At 68.1% G+C, this 17,532-nt stretch carries 19 protein-coding genes; 7 read left to right on the top strand and 12 right to left on the bottom strand.

Annotated elements, in window-relative coordinates; translation table 11 throughout:
- The first annotated feature begins 16 nt into the window (after positions 1-16).
- Entirely contained in the window at positions 17-229 is a 213-nt protein-coding gene (locus ADY59_RS02510; RefSeq protein WP_049557075.1) for a hypothetical protein, read from the top strand.
- A gap of 94 nt (positions 230-323) precedes the next feature.
- On the opposite strand, the gene ADY59_RS02505 is transcribed toward ADY59_RS02510, so the two are convergent.
- From ADY59_RS02505 to ADY59_RS02490, 4 genes are all read right to left on the bottom strand, one after another.
- Positions 324-770 (bottom strand): VOC family protein, encoded by a 447-nt coding sequence (locus ADY59_RS02505; RefSeq protein WP_049557295.1) that lies wholly within the window; start codon positions 768-770, stop codon positions 324-326.
- Positions 771-1,047: 277 nt separating this feature from the next.
- A complete protein-coding gene (locus ADY59_RS02500; RefSeq protein WP_063780532.1) occupies positions 1,048-1,716 on the bottom strand; it encodes a CatB-related O-acetyltransferase in 669 nt (222 codons plus the stop codon).
- Between the two features lie 50 nt (positions 1,717-1,766).
- On the bottom strand, positions 1,767-2,156 hold the full coding sequence (locus ADY59_RS02495; protein ID WP_049557071.1) for a VOC family protein: 390 nt from the start codon (positions 2,154-2,156) through the stop codon (positions 1,767-1,769).
- Positions 2,157-2,185: 29 nt separating this feature from the next.
- Positions 2,186-2,371 carry a hypothetical protein gene (locus ADY59_RS02490; RefSeq protein ID WP_049557070.1) on the bottom strand — a complete coding sequence of 62 codons (186 nt, stop codon included), beginning with the start codon at positions 2,369-2,371 and terminating at the stop codon, positions 2,186-2,188.
- A 115-nt stretch (positions 2,372-2,486) separates the two neighbouring features.
- On the opposite strand from ADY59_RS02490, the gene ADY59_RS02485 reads away from it, so the two are divergent.
- Positions 2,487-3,128 carry a TetR/AcrR family transcriptional regulator gene (locus ADY59_RS02485; protein ID WP_049557068.1) on the top strand — a complete coding sequence of 214 codons (642 nt, stop codon included), beginning with the start codon at positions 2,487-2,489 and terminating at the stop codon, positions 3,126-3,128.
- An 84-nt stretch (positions 3,129-3,212) separates the two neighbouring features.
- Here ADY59_RS02485 and ADY59_RS02480 read toward each other — a convergent pair whose 3' ends face one another.
- The 4 genes from ADY59_RS02480 to ADY59_RS49540 form a co-directional block, all read right to left on the bottom strand.
- Positions 3,213-3,596 (bottom strand): YybH family protein, encoded by a 384-nt coding sequence (locus tag ADY59_RS02480; protein WP_049557066.1) that lies wholly within the window; start codon positions 3,594-3,596, stop codon positions 3,213-3,215.
- Positions 3,593-4,252: an SDR family NAD(P)-dependent oxidoreductase gene (locus ADY59_RS02475; RefSeq protein ID WP_049557065.1), complete on the bottom strand. Its 660-nt coding sequence runs from the start codon at positions 4,250-4,252 to the stop codon at positions 3,593-3,595. The genes ADY59_RS02480 and ADY59_RS02475 overlap by 4 nt, the downstream gene beginning before the upstream one ends.
- A 104-nt stretch (positions 4,253-4,356) precedes the next feature.
- Positions 4,357-5,328, bottom strand: coding sequence for a zinc-binding dehydrogenase (locus ADY59_RS02470; RefSeq protein WP_049557064.1), 972 nt, complete (start codon positions 5,326-5,328; stop codon positions 4,357-4,359).
- 57 nt (positions 5,329-5,385) lie between these two features.
- Entirely contained in the window at positions 5,386-5,727 is a 342-nt protein-coding gene (locus ADY59_RS49540; RefSeq protein ID WP_156325250.1) for a hypothetical protein, read from the bottom strand.
- A 222-nt stretch (positions 5,728-5,949) separates the two neighbouring features.
- Here ADY59_RS49540 and ADY59_RS02465 point away from each other — a divergent pair, with 222 nt between their 5' ends.
- Both ADY59_RS02465 and ADY59_RS49535 read left to right on the top strand, forming a co-directional pair.
- Complete coding sequence (locus ADY59_RS02465) at positions 5,950-7,260, top strand: aspartyl protease family protein (protein WP_049557062.1); 1,311 nt, start codon at positions 5,950-5,952, stop codon at positions 7,258-7,260.
- Positions 7,261-8,049: 789 nt separating this feature from the next.
- The gene (locus ADY59_RS49535) at positions 8,050-9,084 is read left to right on the top strand and encodes a hypothetical protein (protein ID WP_049557058.1); all 1,035 of its coding nucleotides are present in this window, start codon (positions 8,050-8,052) and stop codon (positions 9,082-9,084) included.
- 242 nt (positions 9,085-9,326) lie between these two features.
- Here ADY59_RS49535 and ADY59_RS02450 read toward each other — a convergent pair whose 3' ends face one another.
- Both ADY59_RS02450 and ADY59_RS02445 read right to left on the bottom strand, forming a co-directional pair.
- Entirely contained in the window at positions 9,327-9,683 is a 357-nt protein-coding gene (locus tag ADY59_RS02450) for a hypothetical protein (RefSeq protein ID WP_049557057.1), read from the bottom strand.
- Between the two features lie 257 nt (positions 9,684-9,940).
- On the bottom strand, positions 9,941-10,390 hold the full coding sequence (locus ADY59_RS02445; protein WP_082309788.1) for a VOC family protein: 450 nt from the start codon (positions 10,388-10,390) through the stop codon (positions 9,941-9,943).
- A gap of 152 nt (positions 10,391-10,542) precedes the next feature.
- Between ADY59_RS02445 and ADY59_RS02440 the strand changes: the two genes are divergently transcribed.
- The 3 genes from ADY59_RS02440 (at position 10,543) to ADY59_RS02430 (ending at position 14,290) form a co-directional block, all read left to right on the top strand.
- Positions 10,543-11,472, top strand: a complete 930-nt coding sequence (locus ADY59_RS02440; RefSeq protein WP_049557055.1) for an LLM class flavin-dependent oxidoreductase — start codon at positions 10,543-10,545, stop codon at positions 11,470-11,472.
- A 487-nt stretch (positions 11,473-11,959) separates the two neighbouring features.
- Positions 11,960-12,754, top strand: coding sequence for a hypothetical protein (locus tag ADY59_RS02435; RefSeq protein ID WP_156325249.1), 795 nt, complete (start codon positions 11,960-11,962; stop codon positions 12,752-12,754).
- A gap of 558 nt (positions 12,755-13,312) precedes the next feature.
- Positions 13,313-14,290 (top strand): ankyrin repeat domain-containing protein, encoded by a 978-nt coding sequence (locus tag ADY59_RS02430; RefSeq protein WP_049557052.1) that lies wholly within the window; start codon positions 13,313-13,315, stop codon positions 14,288-14,290.
- Between the two features lie 804 nt (positions 14,291-15,094).
- Here ADY59_RS02430 and ADY59_RS02425 read toward each other — a convergent pair.
- Together ADY59_RS02425 and ADY59_RS02420 are read right to left on the bottom strand one after the other, a co-directional pair.
- On the bottom strand, positions 15,095-15,847 hold the full coding sequence (locus ADY59_RS02425) for a hypothetical protein (protein WP_049557050.1): 753 nt from the start codon (positions 15,845-15,847) through the stop codon (positions 15,095-15,097).
- Positions 15,840-16,427, bottom strand: a complete 588-nt coding sequence (locus tag ADY59_RS02420) for an RNA polymerase sigma factor (protein WP_049557048.1) — start codon at positions 16,425-16,427, stop codon at positions 15,840-15,842. Before ADY59_RS02420 ends, ADY59_RS02425 begins: the two co-directional genes overlap by 8 nt.
- Between the last annotated feature and the right edge of the window lie 1,105 nt (positions 16,428-17,532).

The following is a 17,532-nucleotide window of genomic DNA, read 5'->3' as shown; positions in this document are numbered from 1 at the left end:
CGAACGACGAGGTGACGTGGAGCAGCGCCGACGGCGTCTCCCCGCGCACTGGCCGACCCGCCTGCACCTGCTGCGGGCATCGGTCGGCCAGACCTGCGACGCCGCCGGCCACCCGGAGCCGACCGGCGACCTGCGGGCCGACCTGATCGCGGGGCTGGTCGATCTCGCCGATCGGGTCCTCACGGCCTCCGGAAAGCACGCCCGCTTCACGCGTGAGGGCGATCGATGAGGTCGCCGAGCGGGACCGGAGCCCACGTCCGCTGAACCGATCAGCAGGGTTCCAGGTGTTCGGGGTCGCCGGGCCGCGCAGGACGCCGTCGTTCCTACGCCTCCTCCACGGGAGGCATGGCAGGTCCGCCCGGGTGCCAGCTCTGCAGGAACGACAGTTGCTGCCCCATGTCGACGAGTTCGATGTCCGCCCCGATGGAGTCCATGCGGTGGTAGGCGAACGGGCGGCCGTAGGGGCAGCCGGAGAAGGTTTCGGGGAACCCGGCGGTGGCGAGCCTCTCCGCTCCGGCGGCCAGGTGAGTCGTCCAGAACCCGAGGTGATGGAAGCGAGGCAGGCTGGTGTCGCCCCACGGCCCGCCGGGCGCGGCCTGGATGAGTTCGATGAAGGCCGGGCCGTCGACGGAGAAGACGATGCGGTAGTCCCAATCCCCGATGCGTCCGTCGCGGGGTTCGCGCCAGCGGAGCGCGGCGGCGCTGGAGAGATCGCGCATCGCCGCTTCCAGATCAGGTACGGCGAAGCAGACGTGGTAGTAAGGGGCCATCGCGCTCTGCATGCTCCCGGTCGACGGTGACGAAGACATCCACGGCCGCCGCCACGCCGACCGATGATACTCGTGCCTGGCGGGACAGTCGGCGTCTCCCTTTGACGGGGGATCCCTGTGGCTCCTCAGGGGGAAACGGGGACCCGGCTCATCCGGAACAGTCATGATCCTTATGAGGATCCAGACGCCTGTTCATCCACGATGGAGCGCTGTCAGGAGGATCACCGTCGTCCTGCTCCGGCAGCACCGTGAGGCCCCTGGGGCCGGCAGTTCATGATCACCAAGTAGGCGGACGGGCCGGACGTCGAAGGCTCTTCTCCAGTCCCTGTTCGGCGGCGATGCGGGCGATGTCGGCCGGGGTGCCGGCCATGATGGTGCGGGCGTGCTCGGTCACCAGCTCGGCGGGCCAGTCCCACCAGGCGGCCCGCAGCAGTCGTTCGACGTCGGCGTCGGCGAAGCGGCGGCGGATGGCCCGCGCCGGGTTCCCGCCGACGATCGTGTACGGCGGGACGTCGGCGGTGACGACGGCGCCGGTCGCGATGACGGCGCCGTCGCCGATGCTCACCCCGGGCATGACGGTGGCCCGGTAGCCGAACCACACGTCATTGCCGACCACGGTGTCGCCCCGGCTGGGCATGCCGGTGACGATGTCGAGGGTGCGTTCGGCCCACTCGCCGCCGAACATGGTGAACGGGAAGGTGGACACCCCCATCGCCGGATGGTCGGCGCCGGCCATCAGGAAGCGGGTGCCGGAGGCGATCGCGCAGTACTTGCCGATGATCAGCCGCTCCGGCCCGTAGGCGTACAGGACATTACGCTGCTCGAAGCCGGTCGCGCCGTCGGGATCGTCGTAGTAGGTGTATTCACCCACCGTGATCGTCGGCGAGGTGACCAGCGGTTTGAGGAAGACCACTCGTTCGTGGGCGGGCAGTGGGTGCACGGTCATCGGGTCGGGCGTCAAAAAGGTTCCTTCCTGGGAGAAGCCGGGCGGCGGGGTCAGCCGTGTTCGGGGGTGACCCACTCGACGAACTGGACGATCACCCCGTTGGGGTCGGTGATCTGGAACAGTGCCTCGCCCCAGGGCTCCTGGCGCAGCGGCATGGTGATCCGCACCCCGGCGTCGCGCAGCCGCTTCTCCTGCTCGGCCACGCCGCCGGCGAGGGTGAAGGCGAGGATCAGGCCGCCGGCGCGCTGGTCGCGCTGCTCGGGCGGCAGCACCTCGATGCCGCGGGCGAGCAGCACGAGGTCGAACGCGTCGTCGCGTGACAGGGACGCGAACCCGTCGGCGGCCTGCTGGACGGTGTAGCCAAGGTGCGTGGTGAAGAACGCCTGGGAGGCGGCGACGTCGTCGACGGTCAGCGAGACAGTGGAAGCGGTGAACTGCACGGGATCTCCTCCGGTGTGGTGGGTGGGGGTCAGTAGCTGCGGCGCCGGGCGACGATCCGCACGCTCCGGACCTGCTTCGACGCACGGATGCCGTGGTCGGACGGCGGACGACGCAGCTCGGCGCCGTGCAGCGGGGCCGGCCCGGGCTGCTGCGACCCGGGCACATCGGCGAACTTGAGCAAAGGGGCGGCCGCGTCGCGGGGCTGCTTGCGCACAGGGTTCTCCTTCGGGGATCTGCGTTCCTTTGTCGTAAACTTACGACGGAGGTAAAGTTAGCCCAACCGAGCGAAGGGTGTCAACATAAAAATGCGACGAGGGTAAGATTGCGTCATGGCTACCCAGACTCCCGCCCCGGCCGCCGGGTTGCGCGAGACCAAGAAGCACGAGACCCGGCAGCTCATCTCCGACCACGCGACCCGGCTGTTCATCGCCGGGGGCTTCGAGCAGACGACCATCGCCGAGATCGCCGCCGCCGCCCGCGTCGCCAAGAAGACCGTCACCAACTACTTCCCACGCAAGGAAGACCTGGCCCTGGACCACCAGGAGGAATTCGCCGCCTCCCTGGCCCGCGCCGTCACCGCACGGCGCCCAGGGGAATCGGTGCTGGCCGCGCTGCGCCGCGCGTTCGCCGACGCCGTGGCCGCCCAGGACCCGGTCGCCGGATTCTCCGGCCAGGAGTTCGCCCGCATGATCGCCGACAGCCCCACCCTGACCGCCTGCCTGCGCGGCCTGCACGACCAGCGCGAACACCACCTCGCCCAGGTGCTCGCCGACGTCACCGCCGCCGAACCCGGCGACATCACCGTGCAGACCGCCGCCGCCCTGCTGGGAACCGTGCACCGCGTGCTGTTTCACCGCATCCAGACCCTCACCCTCGCCGGACACCCCAACGACCAGATCGCCCACACCGTCGCCGCCGAAGCCGCCCGGGCCTTCGACCTGCTGGAGCCCGGCCTGGCCGACTACGCCTGACCTACGGCGATCACCGCCCTCGTGCGGAGATCGCCACAGATCACGCGGCGTTCGAAGCCCTCTACCGGCGGCACGTCCATGCGGTCACTGTTCTCGCGCAGGGCGTGCGGCGACGTGATACTGGTGGATGAGCCAGCGGCCGGCCGCCCGTTCGGCCACGACGGACAGGCAGATCAGATTGACGTCGCCGGAAGGCGCGGTGAAGGCCACCTCCGCGAATCCGTGCACGATCTCCTGGCTCAACCGGCCGCCGGACAACACCTTGACCTGTGCCGTCGTGCCGCGGGCGACCTTGGCGTAATACTCGAAGATCTCCCGCGGACCGTGTCCGAGCCGCGGAGCTACGCCCTGGAAAAGCGCGTCCTGGCTGAACAGGGCGACGATCTCGGCCGGGCGGTGTGCGTTGAAGGCTTGCTGCCAGTCGTGGAGCAGCCCGGCGAGAACGTCTGCGGCCCCGGCGCCGGTCACCGCGAGCCGCCGGCGTGCAGAGCCTCCCGCTCCCACTGGTGCCGTGGCTGCGTGTGCAGCCGCCAGTAGTGCTCGGCGATGTCGTCGGGGTCGAAGCCGGTGCCCGGGGCGACCGGGCCGGCGACGGTGACGCTCGCCACGTGCACCCCGGCGGGCCCGTACTCCTGGTCGAGCAGCGCGACCAGGGTGCGGACACCCGCCTTGCCCAGCGAGAGGCTCACATACTGCCGCTTCGGCTCAGGCATGCCGCCGGTCACGAGGAACGTTCCAGTGCCGCGTGCCGCCATCGCGGGCGCGACACGAGCCGCAGCGTTGAGCGCGCCCACCACGTTCACCGCCCAGGCGTCCATATGGCCCTGCACCGACAGCTGCCCCGGCGCGTCCGCCTGAATGATCGCGGCGTTGTACACGACGACGTCCGGCACGCCGTGCTCGCTGACAGCCCTGTCCAGCGCCGCGTCGAGCGCCGCCCGGTCGGTGCTGTCAGCCCGCACCGTGACAACCGGGACGCCGCTGGGAGCAACCGCCTCCGCCGCGGCGAGCAACGTCCGATCGCTCCGGGCGATCAGCGCAATCGGCAACCCCTCCTTGGCGAACCGCCGAGCCACCGCCTGCCCGATCCCCGGACCCGCACCGATGATCACCGCACCCGACATCGACCTACTCCTTGCTTCCTGGATCAGCGACACCCGGGACGGTAAGGCATCACATCGATGTGAAGGTCAAGCGAGGAATCGGCGACCTCCGCTCCACACCGCCGTCAGATCAGCAGGAGAGTCTTCCCCAGGGCACTTCGCGACTCGATCGCGGCGTGCGCGTCCGCAGCGCGCTCCAGCGGGAACGTCTGCCCGATGATCGGCCGGATCCGGCCCGCCGCCGCCTCCGACATCACCTGCTCGGCCCAGCCCCGCATCTTCGGCCCGAAGCCGAAGAGCTGCTCGATCCCGATCACCTCGACGCCGCGCCGGTGCGCCAGGGCGGGATCGATCTCCGTCATCTGGCCGCTGGAGGCGCCATGGACGGAGAAGCGCCCACCGGCCGCCGTCACCTCGAACGCGGCCCGGCCGATCGTCCCGCCGACCCCGTCGAACACGACATCAGGACCCGCGCCACCGGTCACCTGGCGGACCCGCGCCGCCCAATCCGGATCCGAATAATCGACCGCGGCATCCGCACCCAGCTCTCGCACCAGGTCCAGCTTCCGGGCACCGCGCGCGGCACCGACGACCCGGGCGCCCGCCGCCCGAGCGAGCTGCACCAGCAGCGTGCCGACACCGCCACCCGCCGCCTCGACGAGCACCCACTCGCCGGGAAGGATCCGGGCTCCCTCGACCAGTCCCAGCGCGGTGCTCCCGTCGGTATGGAGAGCCGTCGCCTCCGGCAGTCCCAGCCCGTCCGGCACCGGGATCAGATCCTCCACCGCGGCCACCGCACGCTCGGCGAAGCCGCCGGTCTCCCCCACGTCGGCGATGACCCGCCGTCCCGACCAGCTCGGATCCACGTCCTCGCCGACCGGGCCCACGTGCCCGGCCACCGTCCCGCCCGGCACGTACGGCAGCGCGGGCCTGTCGTGCCATTGGTCGACACCACGCCGGATCTGCGTCTCGACGAACGTGATGCCCGCGACGGACACCTCGACCACCACCTGTCCCGGTGCGGCGACCGGTTCCGGCACCTCGCCGGGGACCAGTACTTCGGGACCTCCGAAACGCGTCGCCTGTATCGCTCGCACGTCAATTGCTCCTATGCGCTCAGCTTGTCCGTCACCAGCGCGCAACAGTCTGCAATCTCAACCGGAGTCGAGGTCAACTGAGCAGGGCGAAGCGCTGACTACTCGGACGGCGCGCAGAGCCGGGTGCGATCGTCCGCAGGGCGCTGAGCGCGCGACCCAGGTGCGCGTGTCGCTGTCCAGCCCGTACTCGCCGGGGTCGTCCGTACCCGGCAGCAGGTCGAGCACGGCCATGACGTGGCCGCAGCCCGCCGCCTTCCTGGCCGGCCGCGCGAAGCGAACGCCTCGCCGGGGCCCACCCGCTCGTCCGGGACGCCGGTGCACGGCGCGGACGGCGGCGAAGTGCCGGGCTCCCGGCCTTCGAGCACGGCCACCCAGCGCGTCCTCGTCGCAGATCGGCACGCCGCACACCGCCGCCGGGCCCGCCTTGGCCGCCGGCTTCGCCCCGGCGAAGACCAGGTCCGTCTTCAGGGACCGTGGCGGAGATGACCGGCGGCGCCCTGGTAGGACGTCCGGCGCTCGCGAGGAAACGCCGGGGAAACACGTCTTCCGGTTGGGTGAGCTCACCACCTCCCAACTCATCTCGGCGGCGTGCCCCGCCACGTACGACGTGAGGACCCCGACATGATCCCTCCAGCCGACTCCCCCCTCCCCGACCGCCGCACGTTCCTGCGGCGGACGGGCCTGGCCATGGTCGCCGGCGCGAGCCTCCCCCTGCTGCCTTCCGCCGCGAGCCCGGCGTTCGCCTCCGCGGCCGACCCTGACCAGCTGTTCAAGGACGGCAGGTTCGCCTCGGCCGAGCGCGGTTATCGCCGTCTCCTGCGCGAGGATCCGCGCAACGCGCACGCCTACGCCCAGGTCGGATACCTCGCCCTGCTGCGCAACCGGTTCCGTGACGCCGAGAGGTATCTGTCGAAGGCCGTCGCCCTGGACTCCCGCGACATCACCTCCAAGCAACGCCTCGCGGAGACCTTCGTCCGGCAGGACCAGTACGCCCGCGCGGTCCCCCTGCTCAAGAGCACGGACCGCCCCCGCGACAAGGCCTTCGTCGAGCAGTACTCGCGGATCAGCGGCACACCCTGGCAGATAGACGGCGCGCAGAGCACCCGGGTGCCGTTCTTCACCATGGACCCGGTGCCCTCGGTCGAAGCCTCGGTGAACGGCGGGCCGCCCGCCAAGTTCTGGCTCGACACGTACGCGACCCTCGACCTGTCGCAGGAGGCGGCGGAAGCGGCGGGGGTGCGCGCGGTGGCCGAGTGGTCCGGAGGAGTGGCCGACTCCCATCCCATCACCAGCTACCTGGGCATTCTGGAATCGTTCAGGATCGGGAACATCGAGATCCGCAACCTGCCGGTGCAGTGGAGCGACGTGCAGCGGCCGCCGCTGCCCGACGGCTCACAGGCGGCCGGCGCCTTCGGCACCACGATCTTCTACCACTTCCTCACCACGATGGACTACGCGGGCAAGGCCCTGATCCTGCGGCGCAAGACGGCGAAAGCGCCGCGTCCGAACGCCGGTACCGACCGGCTCCCGCTGTGGCTGGCCGGGGATCACTTCCCCTGCACGGTCGGCAGCCTGGGTGACGACGGCCCGCGCATGGTCACCGTCGACACCGGCGGCATAGGCAGCGCCATCGACACGACGGTGGAGATCGCCGAACGGGTGGACGGATTCGAGGTGGACTACGCGCACCCGAACGAGCGGTTCGGCGTCAAGAGCTACCCGATCATGGCGGAGCGGATCAGCCTGGGCCGGGCGGTCAGGCGCAAGGTGCGCGGCATCGCCCTCGAAAAGGTCATTCCCGGTTTCCCGGGCCCCGGCCAGTCGGAGTCGTTCGGTTTCGACCTGATCGCGAACTTCAGCCACGAGTTCTTCAAGCCCTTCGCCATCACCTTCGACTACACCGACATGCACCTGTACATCACGCGCGGATGAGCCGTGGCCGCCCGGCGGCACAGCTTCGTCTCTCCCCCGTAGAGCGAGCGGGCTCCCGGGCTGTCACCCTCGAAGCGCTGGCGCTCGAAGCCGGCGGACCTCCGGCTCGCCGTCCGGGGGACCCGGCCGATACCCGCCGAGATCCCCTTGCTGGTGGTCGGAGCCTTCGGTCACGAGGCCGGCTGTGGTCGGTGGCGTCGCTCATCTCGGCGAGGACGGCTACGGCGCAAGACTGTCGCCGGCCGCCACCCCCGGCCCACGCCGAGTCCGGCCAGCACGTCAGGCGCGAGATCGGTGCGGTCACCGTCCAGCCCCTGCTCGCCCGGGACACCTACGGCACCAGTGAGTGGTCAAGGCTGAGCACCCGCATCCATCAGCCGATCGCGCATCGGACACCGGGCTGAACGAACCGAAGATGACGCCGACCAACTGCCTCAGCCCCCCACCGCCCTCGGCTTCGCCACGCCCAACGGCCAGATCCCAGCCCTTCCCGAACACCCGCTCCACGGCCCCCAAACCAGGACGAGCCCGATATACCCCTGACCAGCCACGTAGCGGGTGGTTCGGAGATAGCTTCCCGTGCCGGCCGTGATCGTTTCCCAGCTCCCGCGCATCCGGTCAGGTCCAATATTGCCCGGGCGAGTAGCCCTCAGCCTGAGCCAGTGCTCGGTATACACCACTTCCAATAGCCGAAGTCAGCCGCTGCCGTTTCGAAGACATATCCGGTGCGGACCGAATACGGTGACCCATTGACGATCGCCCCGCCCGCAAGGCTCCCGGAGACTTTTCATGCGTACCGCAGCGGCAATCCTCTCCTTCGTGCTCGCCATCACCATCCTGCCCGCCCAGCCGGCCACCGCTGCGGTGTCCGCCTCGCCGCTGCCGGGCGGCAGGACCAACTTCGTCGTCTCACAGGGTCATCTGAAGGCCGCCTCCCAGCAGAACTGGGTACGCCTGGGCAACTATCGCTTCGCCGCGAACGGCACGGTGAAGGCCGCCCTGTATCTGTGGTGGCAGCGGCATCCGAAGGCCAGACAGCGCACCGGCACCGTCCCCGATCCGAGCTGCACCACCAAGAAGGGCGGTGCTGCATCACGGCCCCGCGCCTGCGAGGTGCTCACCGCCGGGGGGTTCACCGGCACCCCCGGGGAGAGCCGTACCGGGACGTACACCGTGGCGGGCGGCGTGCTCACCATCCGGTGGAAGATCGCCCAGACCTGGACGGAGCAGTGGTACGTACGCTCCTCACCTGACGGCAAACTGGCCCGCCTGGACCTCAAGCGGAGCACACTGGCAACGCACGGGTATGGCTATGGCAGCAACGCCGCGATCAACACCCGGCGCGCGATGAGTTCGGTCAAAAGGTTCCCCGGCTCGCTCAGGCAGGACCTGACGAGCTGGGCGGGCGGCAAGCTTGTCACCTCCGGCAACCAGCCGTTCGGCCACTCCGCCTTCCGCGCCTGCGCCGCCACCACCTCGTGCCTGACCTACCTGCAGCCGTCCTCGCGTGGCGCGTGCCAGAAGTCGGGCGGCTGCCCCAGGTACGGCGGCGGAACACGCCCCAACATCAGCTCCATCCAGTACTACCTCACGACGATCTCCAAGTCCGACCGCCGCGACACGCTGTGGCACTGGTGCACCTGTCTCGCGATGGAGCGCGGTGAGTTCTGCTACACCGGCAACTCCCACGTCAAACCGCTCATGCAGATCATCGACGACACGGGGGCCTTTCGCGGCTGGGTCGGCGCGGAAGCTTCCTTCTCGACCGGCGGCTCCCGAGCGGCGGACATGCTGGCAGTGCTGCGCATCTCCGACTTCCGCTGAGAGCGGTGGAGTCAGCGTCGGCGCCGAGTCAGGCGCGTGGCGGATGAGCAGGACGCGATGGCATCAACGGCCGCCTCAAGGGCCACCGCATCGACCTCGGCGACCCCAAGAATCGCCTCGCCCACGGCCGCGTCACCTAGCCCCTGCTCGCGGCGCTCATGGTCGCGTCACCAACGAGCTCATCCTGCTCCCCTGGCGGCAAGCCCACGACCACCGCGAGCCTCCGCCCGAAGACACGGCAGTCAGGAGGGCCACCAGGGCAGGACACAGTTGCCTGGTGTGCCTTGGGTGGCCAGGTCGTACAGGGTCAGGGCGACCGGCCCGGCGGCCGAGACGGCGACGGTGAGTGCCAATAGGAGGAGTTCCAGCCACATGCGGCCGGCCAGGCGTGGCAGTCGGGCGAGTAGCTGGAAAGGTAACGAGATGAGCGCCGACACCACCGAGACGACCGGGAAGAGAACGAGGCGGCTCACCGCCCAAATGGATCCGGCGAAGTTCTCTCCCGAGCTCAGGTCACCGGCGCAGTAGAGGTGCGCATGAGCTACCAGGTGAAGCTCGAGGAAGGTTCCGACGGTCGCGAAGGCCAGGGCGATGATCACGGGGAATCCGCAGCCGAAGGCCCAGCGAATGTCACTGGCTTCCGTTGAGCGCCTTCTTCGATTGATCACGGCGCCATCAAAGCAGGCCGGTATGTGTCTGATGCGCAGCTAATGTGGAGATCCAGTGCAAGGTCTGCTGGGGCGTGAACCGGAACATGGCTCTGGCTTCTTTGCGGAAGTTGTGGCTGGAAAGCAAGGAAGCTCTTGCGATGTGTCTGCACTCGCGTGGCTTTAGTGCCTACAGTGTGGAGTTTCAATTATTCGGTGTGTGAGTAAGCCGGAGTGCGGCCGGGCGCTGGGGTCATCGAGCCCGAGGGGGCGATGGTGCCATCACGGTCCGAACAGATGAGTCTCAGCATGGCTGAGCGGGCTCCGTAGAACATGTCGGCGGGAGGCTGGAGCAACTCGGCGCCGGCTCGGACGGCCTGGGCGGTGAGCGCGTCCACGTCCTCGACATAGATGTGCAGGCCCACTGTCGAGCCACCCGCGGCACCAGGAACTTTAAAGGGCCCATCCGCGTCCCCGACCATGATGATCGAACCTTTGATGCGGACCTCGGCATGCGCAATCCGGCCTTCCGGGTCGGCAATGCGGAACAGCTCCTCACCGCCGAATGGCTCAGCGTAGAACCGGATCGCCTCTGCGGCGCCGTCCACCATGAGGTGCGGAACAGCGGCGTATCGGTAGCGCCCGGGAACAGATGCCACCACAGTGATCCTTTCGAGGGGTGCTTGCTGCTGAAGACCGTAGAAGCTCGACCATGATTGAGATCAACCCGAGGATTCTGCAGTTGACCTCAACTCTGCTTGAGCTCCTAGCGTGAGCTGCAATTCCGATCCGAACGCCCAGGAGGATCACCATGCGGATCAGCACCACCTTGCCCATGACGCAGGCCGGCATGCTTGACATCGCGATGGCGCGGCGCCTTGAGGACCTCGGCTATGACTCGATCAGCATGGCCGATTTCATCGTCGGAGATGGGACGCCGAGCTTTGACGCCACGCTCGTTCTGGCGGCCGCGGCAACCGCGACCGACAAGATCGGACTGGAGTTCGGCGTACTCAGCCTCCCGCTGCGCCCTACCGCTTGGGTCGCTACGCAGATGCAAACCCTTCAGCACCTGTCGGGCAACCGAGTTGTCCTTGGCGTCGGGATCGGGGGTTTCCCGGGCTCGCCGTTCTGGCGTGCGGTCGGGGCGCCGCTTCAGGGCAGGGGGCGCTGGACCGATGAAGCGTTGCGAGCATTGCCTGGCCTTATTCGTGGTGAGGCAACCAAGCTGGGCGAGGAGGAGATCACACTCGGTCCCGCCGCGACGGTCCCGCCCATCCTCATCGGCGGGAACTCCGAGGCGGCGATGCGCCGCGCCGTCCTTTATGGTGACGGCTGGGTACCCTCCTTGATCAGCCCTGCGGCTCTGAGCAAGAAGGCGGTACAGCTACGCGAGATCGCCCACGAGCTCGGACGCCCGGTTCCGTCGATCTCCGTAGGAGGTCATGCGATTCTTGTCGACAACCCGGCCGCCATCGAATCTTTCACTCGCATGCTGGTGGACGTGCATCGCATGGCGCCGGAGGAAGCCGAGGACGTCCCTGTCACCGGCGGCCCGGAGCAGGTGGCGGAACGCCTCCACGCCTATTCGGAGGCCGGAGCCGACATGGTCGGGCTCAGCCTTGACGGCGGAGACTGGACTCGGCAGGCAGAAACACTCGCAGAGGCCAGAGCTCGGCTGAGCCGTAGCCGGACGAAGAAGGCGGATCAAGGGGGAACGTCTGCGCCCAGACGATCCTGATCCGGAGGATAGTCGCGCCGATACTGGCCGAGCATTCCCAGCCTGAGCAGCTGCTTCCCGACGGAACGCCTGATGCCCCGACGCACGCCTCGTCGGCGGGAGCCGCACCGGCGCCACCCCGGTCTTCGCCCGCCCACCCCGCGCCAGCCGCTCCACCGGCGAACTGTTCGCCTCCACCGAGATCACCGCGGGCTGGCACCACTCGGCCGGCAACGACCCACCCGAGTACGGCTACAGCGCCACCCTCACCGTCGCCGCCCGCACCCGCTCGACTCCCGGGCCTTTTCCGCAGCTGGCGCTCGGCCTGGTCCTCGACACCCCACACAAACGCATCGGCACCGACGCCATCACCACTCTGCGCCCACTGGCCGGGCTCGGCCTGCCCGCCACCTTCGCCGTCGTCGACCGCGCCTACACCGATCAGGCCGCCGACCATTTCGCCCGGCCCACACGCGAACTCGGCTACAAACTCGCACTCGATTACAAAGTGGATCAGCGGGGAGTGCGGGGCAGTGCCCACGGCACCCTGCTCATCGACGGCAGCCTGGCCTGCCCGCTGATGCCCGACCGGCTCGCACAGGCCATCGCCGGCCTGGACGACGCCGCCATCCGTGCCCCGTCGGGAGATCTCACCGCGCTGATCGCCGCGCGAGAGCCGTATTTGCCGCGTCTCAAGCAGAGCGCGAATCCAGGCGGAGCCCTCCGCTTCCAGTACCCAGCAGCAGGCACCTCCCCGTCGGTCACCTGCCCTCGCTTCGACCGCCTCCACAAGCTCGGGCCTATCCGCGCCACTGCGGTCGACCTGACCGACGTCCGGCAGAGAGCCACCCACGTCGCAGCCAAACCCCGCGTGCTGACCCCGGCACCCGACCACAAAACCCGCGACCTGCCGAAGATCTGCCACCAGCAGACCATCACCCTGCACCTCGCCGACCTCGGCCACCTCGACAAGTTTCGCCAGGCCCTGGCCTACCTCAGCCCATCGTGGCGGGGGACGTACTCCACCGTCAGGGCGATGACCGAAGGGCTGAACGGCCGTCTCAAGGGCCACGACCTCGACCTGAGTGACCCGAAGAGCCGGCTCGCCCACGGCCGCGTTGCCCAGACCATCCTGGTCGCGCTGCTCGTCACCGTCGCCAACGACCACTTCCTCGACGCCTGGCGTCACACCCACCAGCCCCCAGACGAGCCCGACGCATCCGCCGCGACCTTCGAGATCCCAGCGGAGCATCTCGATCGCTCGCCACTCACGGGCCGGAGCCGGCCACCGCCCATCCCATAACGGGCAATTCGGATCGCCTTGTCGCAGCACCCAGCCCAGAGCCGGCATCGCCATGCCCCGCGACGCAACCAGTCCTCCACCAGCGACCAGACATCACCCGGACCTTCCCGGCCGCCCGCTCCGCGCCCCCAAACCAGGACGAACCTGATTCGGAACCCCCTGAAACGACAAGATCCCGCCCGATCTCAACGATCAGACGGGATCCCGTCAACTTCAGTCCGGCCGTTTCAAGAACGGCCCCTGGTGGAGATGAGGGGATTCGAACCCCTGCCCCCTTCGATGCGAACCCCGGTGGGACATGCCGCTTCCGATCACCGGATGCTATCCGGTGTCGTCGAGCGCGGCAGGAATGACGTCCGTTGATCTCGGCTACGCTCCCGTGTCAGCGGGTCCGCTGACTTTTCGCTGACTTCGTTCAGCATCTCACCACCCAAATCGACCGGGGCCCCGAGACAGTTGTTCTTAGCGACTCGCCTCCCTTGGCCAATCCGGATCTGTCGGCGTCGTACGTCATCATTGGCCACACCCGCTTCCAGTACGCGCCCTTCAAGGAGTGCCGTGGCCATCAACGACGGGCCCGGATTACCCGACGACGGCCGAGACCATCAGACCGATCCTGCCCCTGTCCGCACCCGGCCTGAGATCGACGCAGCCCCGGACCCGGAGCAGTACTTCCTGCTGCACGACGCAGCCGAGAACGACTCGCCCGAGGCGGTCACGGAACTGGCCCAGCGCATCGCCGATGTCGACTTCCTTGACAATGACGACGAGGAGTATCCCGGCCGTACCGCGCTCTGGACAGCTGTCTTCGCCAATCGTCCCGACAACGCGCGCGTCCTGGTAGCCGCCGGAGCGGACCCGTGGCGGCCCATGATGAACGGCTGGTCCCCCGGACGGCTCAGCCTGGCCGGCCCCACCCCAGCTCTGTTCAGCATCCCGCCCGGTGTAAGCGGTCTGTCTCCAAGCGAGACCGTCGCCGTGACGGAAGCCAGACGTCTCATCGGCGCGCTGAGGGATCTCGACTATTTCGGGCTGGGCATGGCCTGCGTGGCCGGCATCACAGCAGCCGAGGCGGCACGGCGACTGGAGGCCGTCCCGGCCGATGACGGGGACGTCGCGGCGATCAACGAGGATCTCGGGGGGCACCTCGACGACAGCCAGACCGTCGTCGGCGTCACGGACGTACCCGGCGGATGCATCGTCAGCCAACCATGGGGATACCTCCCCAACACGCCAGGAGTCGCCAAGCGCTTGTCAGCAGGCACCGTCTGCTACGGAATGTACGACAACCCCAAGGGCGGCCATCACGGCACGGTCTTCCGGGACGGCGTCCTGGAGGAAGGGGACACCCATCCCGGTGGCGGCGGCGTGTACCAGGACGACCCCGCCGAGGAGATCCTCGCCACCTACCTCTACCACCACCACGCCGTGGCCTACTGCTGCGCCCGCATGGGCTTGCGCCTGACCGACGCCAAGGCGATCACTGGTCCACCCGACATATGGCTGAGGCTCCCCGAACGGGACTGGCGGAACTGATCAAAAGTTGTAGCGGATCAGGCTCCGTGATCTGGAACCGGGCCTTTGACTTGGGTGCAGAGAACCCCTGACCCCTTCGATGCGAAGCCACTTAACCATGATTTCCTCAGGGCGAATAGGCCCAGTGACCTGCACGGGGAGTCTTGCAGCGTCCGCGCACGTCCGGGCACGCTCGCTGTGATCGTCACCCAGCAGGAGGCCTGATCACGGTAGATAAGGATGCCCTCTGATCCGACGGGCCCCGTCCGACGCGCGCACTCGGCCAGCCCTCGTATCCGATGGCAAGGACCGAAGTTAGCGATCGTTACGGCCTCGATCCGGAAGACCGCCACCGGACGCCTGATCCGCTGGGTTGACAACCGGACAGCACTACCCCGACCGACCGGTCCCGCACGCCCGGCCGCCAGCCCTCCACGCGCTCCCAGCGGCTCAACACCACCAGCGCCCCTCGCCACGAACGCCACACGAGCCAGAACCGGCCCGCCCAACGGTCCGAAGACCTCGGAAAACGCGAAATCCCGTCCGATCGAGATGATCGGACGGGATCCCGTCAACCTCAGTCCGGCCGTTTCGAGAACGGCCCCTGGTGGGGCGTTCACGAGTATGCATGACCTGCGGTAGAGGCGGGGCCTGGAAGATCGCTTCCCGGAAAGCCAGTGATCGTTTCCCGGGCCGGGCCTGACTAATGGGACGGAATCAGTGCGGCTTGTGTCTTGGCCGGGTCGTCCGCTCCACGGCCGTGCCAGCCGGAAACACTCCCCGCGCCGGTGAGTTCTGACCGGACCTCACGGCGCGGGGTGTGGATCAACTGCCGGGCGGTGGTGTGGCGTCGCCGATGTCGTTGGCCGAGGGATCCGCCACGACCTTGCACGCCTCGATGGGCCCGGTCGTCAGTCGCCCGCTGAACTGCCAGGCGACCCCGGGACGCTCTACCGTGGGCGCGACCGGATTCTCCATGACCTCGATCATCGCGATCTGGCCCGGCTTGATGTGGCCGGGGTAGATGGTGATGCCATCTCGCAGACGAATCGCCTGGTAAGAGATCGACTTTTGCAGTCTTTCCCGAAGCCTGGCCTGCGCGGCGGCATCACTGCTCGACAGTTCTTCCTTGGTCGCGCCGATGTCGTCGCCCTTGAGGAAGGGTGCCCGGGTGTTTCCGCAGCGCTTGCCGAGAGGCAGGTAGGTGATGTCAGCCGGCACACCCCAATCTGCCAGTTCCTTCTCGAGGTGCTCGGGGTCCCGGAAGTCGTAGATCTTGAGGTTGATCGATCCGTCCTGGTTCTTCGTCAGGGCGTACGCCGGCTCGGCGGAGCCGATCAAGGAAGGAACGGCCACGCCCGCCGCTACGACCGCCGCCACAGCTGTGCCCATCGCGAGCCGCCGCCCGCTCAGGAGCGGCCGTTCCGGCCGAGTGTGCTGACCGAACGGAAGCAACCTCCTCCAGCGCCGATCGAGCGGTGCCGCGGTCGCCTCCTGAGCGAGCCGGAGTCGTTGCCGGGCCAGGGAGTGGGGCGGCTCATGCTCCAGTTCCTTGATGAGCGTCTTCAATTCATCCATGATCGTGCTCCTCCAACGGGTTGACTCCACCCAGGGTGTGGCGGACCTTGCGCCGGGCCCGATTGAGTCGTGACTTGACCGTGCCGACCGGAATGTCGAGCGCGCGGGCCGCTTCTTCGTACGTCATGTCGCTCCAGGCGACCAGGAGCAGGACGTCTCGGTCGCCCCGCGACAGCAGCGCGAGCGCGTTCAGCAGGATCGTCCGCGACCCTTGAGCGGTCAGATCACGAGTGATCGCCTCTTCTGGTCCCTCAACGGGCTGGGCCGGGCTCTGCCGTTCCAGCGCACGGTAGCGGCTGACCTCGGTCCGGCGGTGGCCGGTGATGAGCTTGGTTGCGATGCCCAGCAGCCAGGGCCGGGCATCGCGGTAGGAGATGTCGTACGCGTGGCGCCTGCGAAAGGCGATCAGGAACGTCTCTCCGACGAGGTCCTCGGTTAGTTCTGGGCCGAGCCGGAAGGAGATGTACCTGTAAAGCATTGCGGCGTAGCGGTCGAACAGGGCGGCGAACTTCTCCGGATCATCGAGGGAACTTGTGATGATCTCGGAGTCCACCACCAGTGGTGACGTGTCGGTCACCATAGATGATCTATTTTCAGCACTGGACCCCCTCGAGATGTCATCTGTGTCTTGTCACAAAAGCCTTAAGTGTTCACGGGCATCTGCCGCTGGTTGATCGTCGGTGCCGTTGCTGAGGTCCCGAAGGGATCTTGCGGTCTTTGGGGTCAGCAACGCCACGCCTGGCGGCACACAGGGGCAGCGCACAGTGAGTGGTTGTCGAGCCATCCGGCGGGTCTGTAGTCGCAGGGAGAGCTGTGCTCGGTGGTGGAAGGACCGATTGCAGAGGTGTCTCTTCACGTGAGTCGCAAAGCCATCTACAGTTACGGTCTGCAGGCGCTGCGTTACTATGCGCAGTCGCACATTCTCCGCGGATTACGCACGTCGCCAGGTACGCGGAGGTCGGGCATGACGTTGGGCGAAGCATCGCTACTGGAGCAGCTGGCTGCGGATGAGGAGTCCATCCGCGCACAACTCCAATCGTTGCGCGAGCAGGTGGCGGCCCTGGAAGAGCGACTGAGCGACCTGGCCACCGCCCGAAGGGTGGTCGCGCCCATGCTGGCCGGGCATCCCCGGTCCGCAAGGACGATCTCGGCCACCTCGACAAGTTCCGCCAGGACCTGGCCTACCTGAGTCCCGCCTGGATCGGAACCTACAAGTCCGTCCGCGCCAACACCGAAGGCATCAACGGCAGACTCAAGGGACACGACCTCGACCTCGGCGACCCCAAGAACCGGCTCGCCCACGGACGCGTCGCCCAGACCATCCTGGTCGCGCTGCTCGTCACCGTCGCCAACGACCACTTCCTCGACCAGTGGCGCCACATCCACGAGCCCCAGGACGCGCCTGTCACACTCGCCGGCACGCCGCTGACTCCAGCCCGGCCCTTCGAGGGCACACCACCCGCAGGCCAAAGCAGGCCGCCACCCGCCCCATAAGCCGCAGAACCCGCCACCTTGTCGCAGCGCCCCGCTTTACCGTCGGCTTCGCCACGCCCAACGGCCGGATCTCGCTCCTCCACCAGCGGCCTGACACCACCCGGGCCTTCCCAGAAGCTGACTCCGCAGTCCCCGAACCAGGACGAACCTGATTCGGAACCCCCTGAAACGACAAGATCCCGCCCGATCTC

The organism is Nonomuraea sp. SBT364 (genome assembly GCF_001083785.1).
Taxonomy (GTDB): domain Bacteria; phylum Actinomycetota; class Actinomycetes; order Streptosporangiales; family Streptosporangiaceae; genus Nonomuraea.
Note: the sequence above shows the minus strand (reverse complement) of the source record. Positions and strands in the feature narration are given on the sequence as shown.

Bases quoted from the DNA above. Each gene is read 5' to 3' on its own strand.
- ADY59_RS02505 (WP_049557295.1), bottom strand. From the start codon at position 770: ATGGCCCCTTACTACCACGTCTGCTTCGCCGTACCTGATCTGGAAGCG.
- ADY59_RS02500 (WP_063780532.1), bottom strand. From the start codon at position 1,716: ATGACCGTGCACCCACTGCCCGCCCACGAACGAGTGGTCTTCCTCAAA.
- ADY59_RS02485 (WP_049557068.1), top strand. From the start codon at position 2,487: ATGGCTACCCAGACTCCCGCCCCGGCCGCCGGGTTGCGCGAGACCAAG.
- ADY59_RS02475 (WP_049557065.1), bottom strand. From the start codon at position 4,252: ATGTCGGGTGCGGTGATCATCGGTGCGGGTCCGGGGATCGGGCAGGCG.
- ADY59_RS02465 (WP_049557062.1), top strand. From the start codon at position 5,950: ATGATCCCTCCAGCCGACTCCCCCCTCCCCGACCGCCGCACGTTCCTG.
- ADY59_RS49535 (WP_049557058.1), top strand. From the start codon at position 8,050: ATGCGTACCGCAGCGGCAATCCTCTCCTTCGTGCTCGCCATCACCATC.
- ADY59_RS02440 (WP_049557055.1), top strand. From the start codon at position 10,543: ATGCGGATCAGCACCACCTTGCCCATGACGCAGGCCGGCATGCTTGAC.
- ADY59_RS02425 (WP_049557050.1), bottom strand. From the start codon at position 15,847: ATGGATGAATTGAAGACGCTCATCAAGGAACTGGAGCATGAGCCGCCC.
- ADY59_RS02420 (WP_049557048.1), bottom strand. From the start codon at position 16,427: ATGGTGACCGACACGTCACCACTGGTGGTGGACTCCGAGATCATCACA.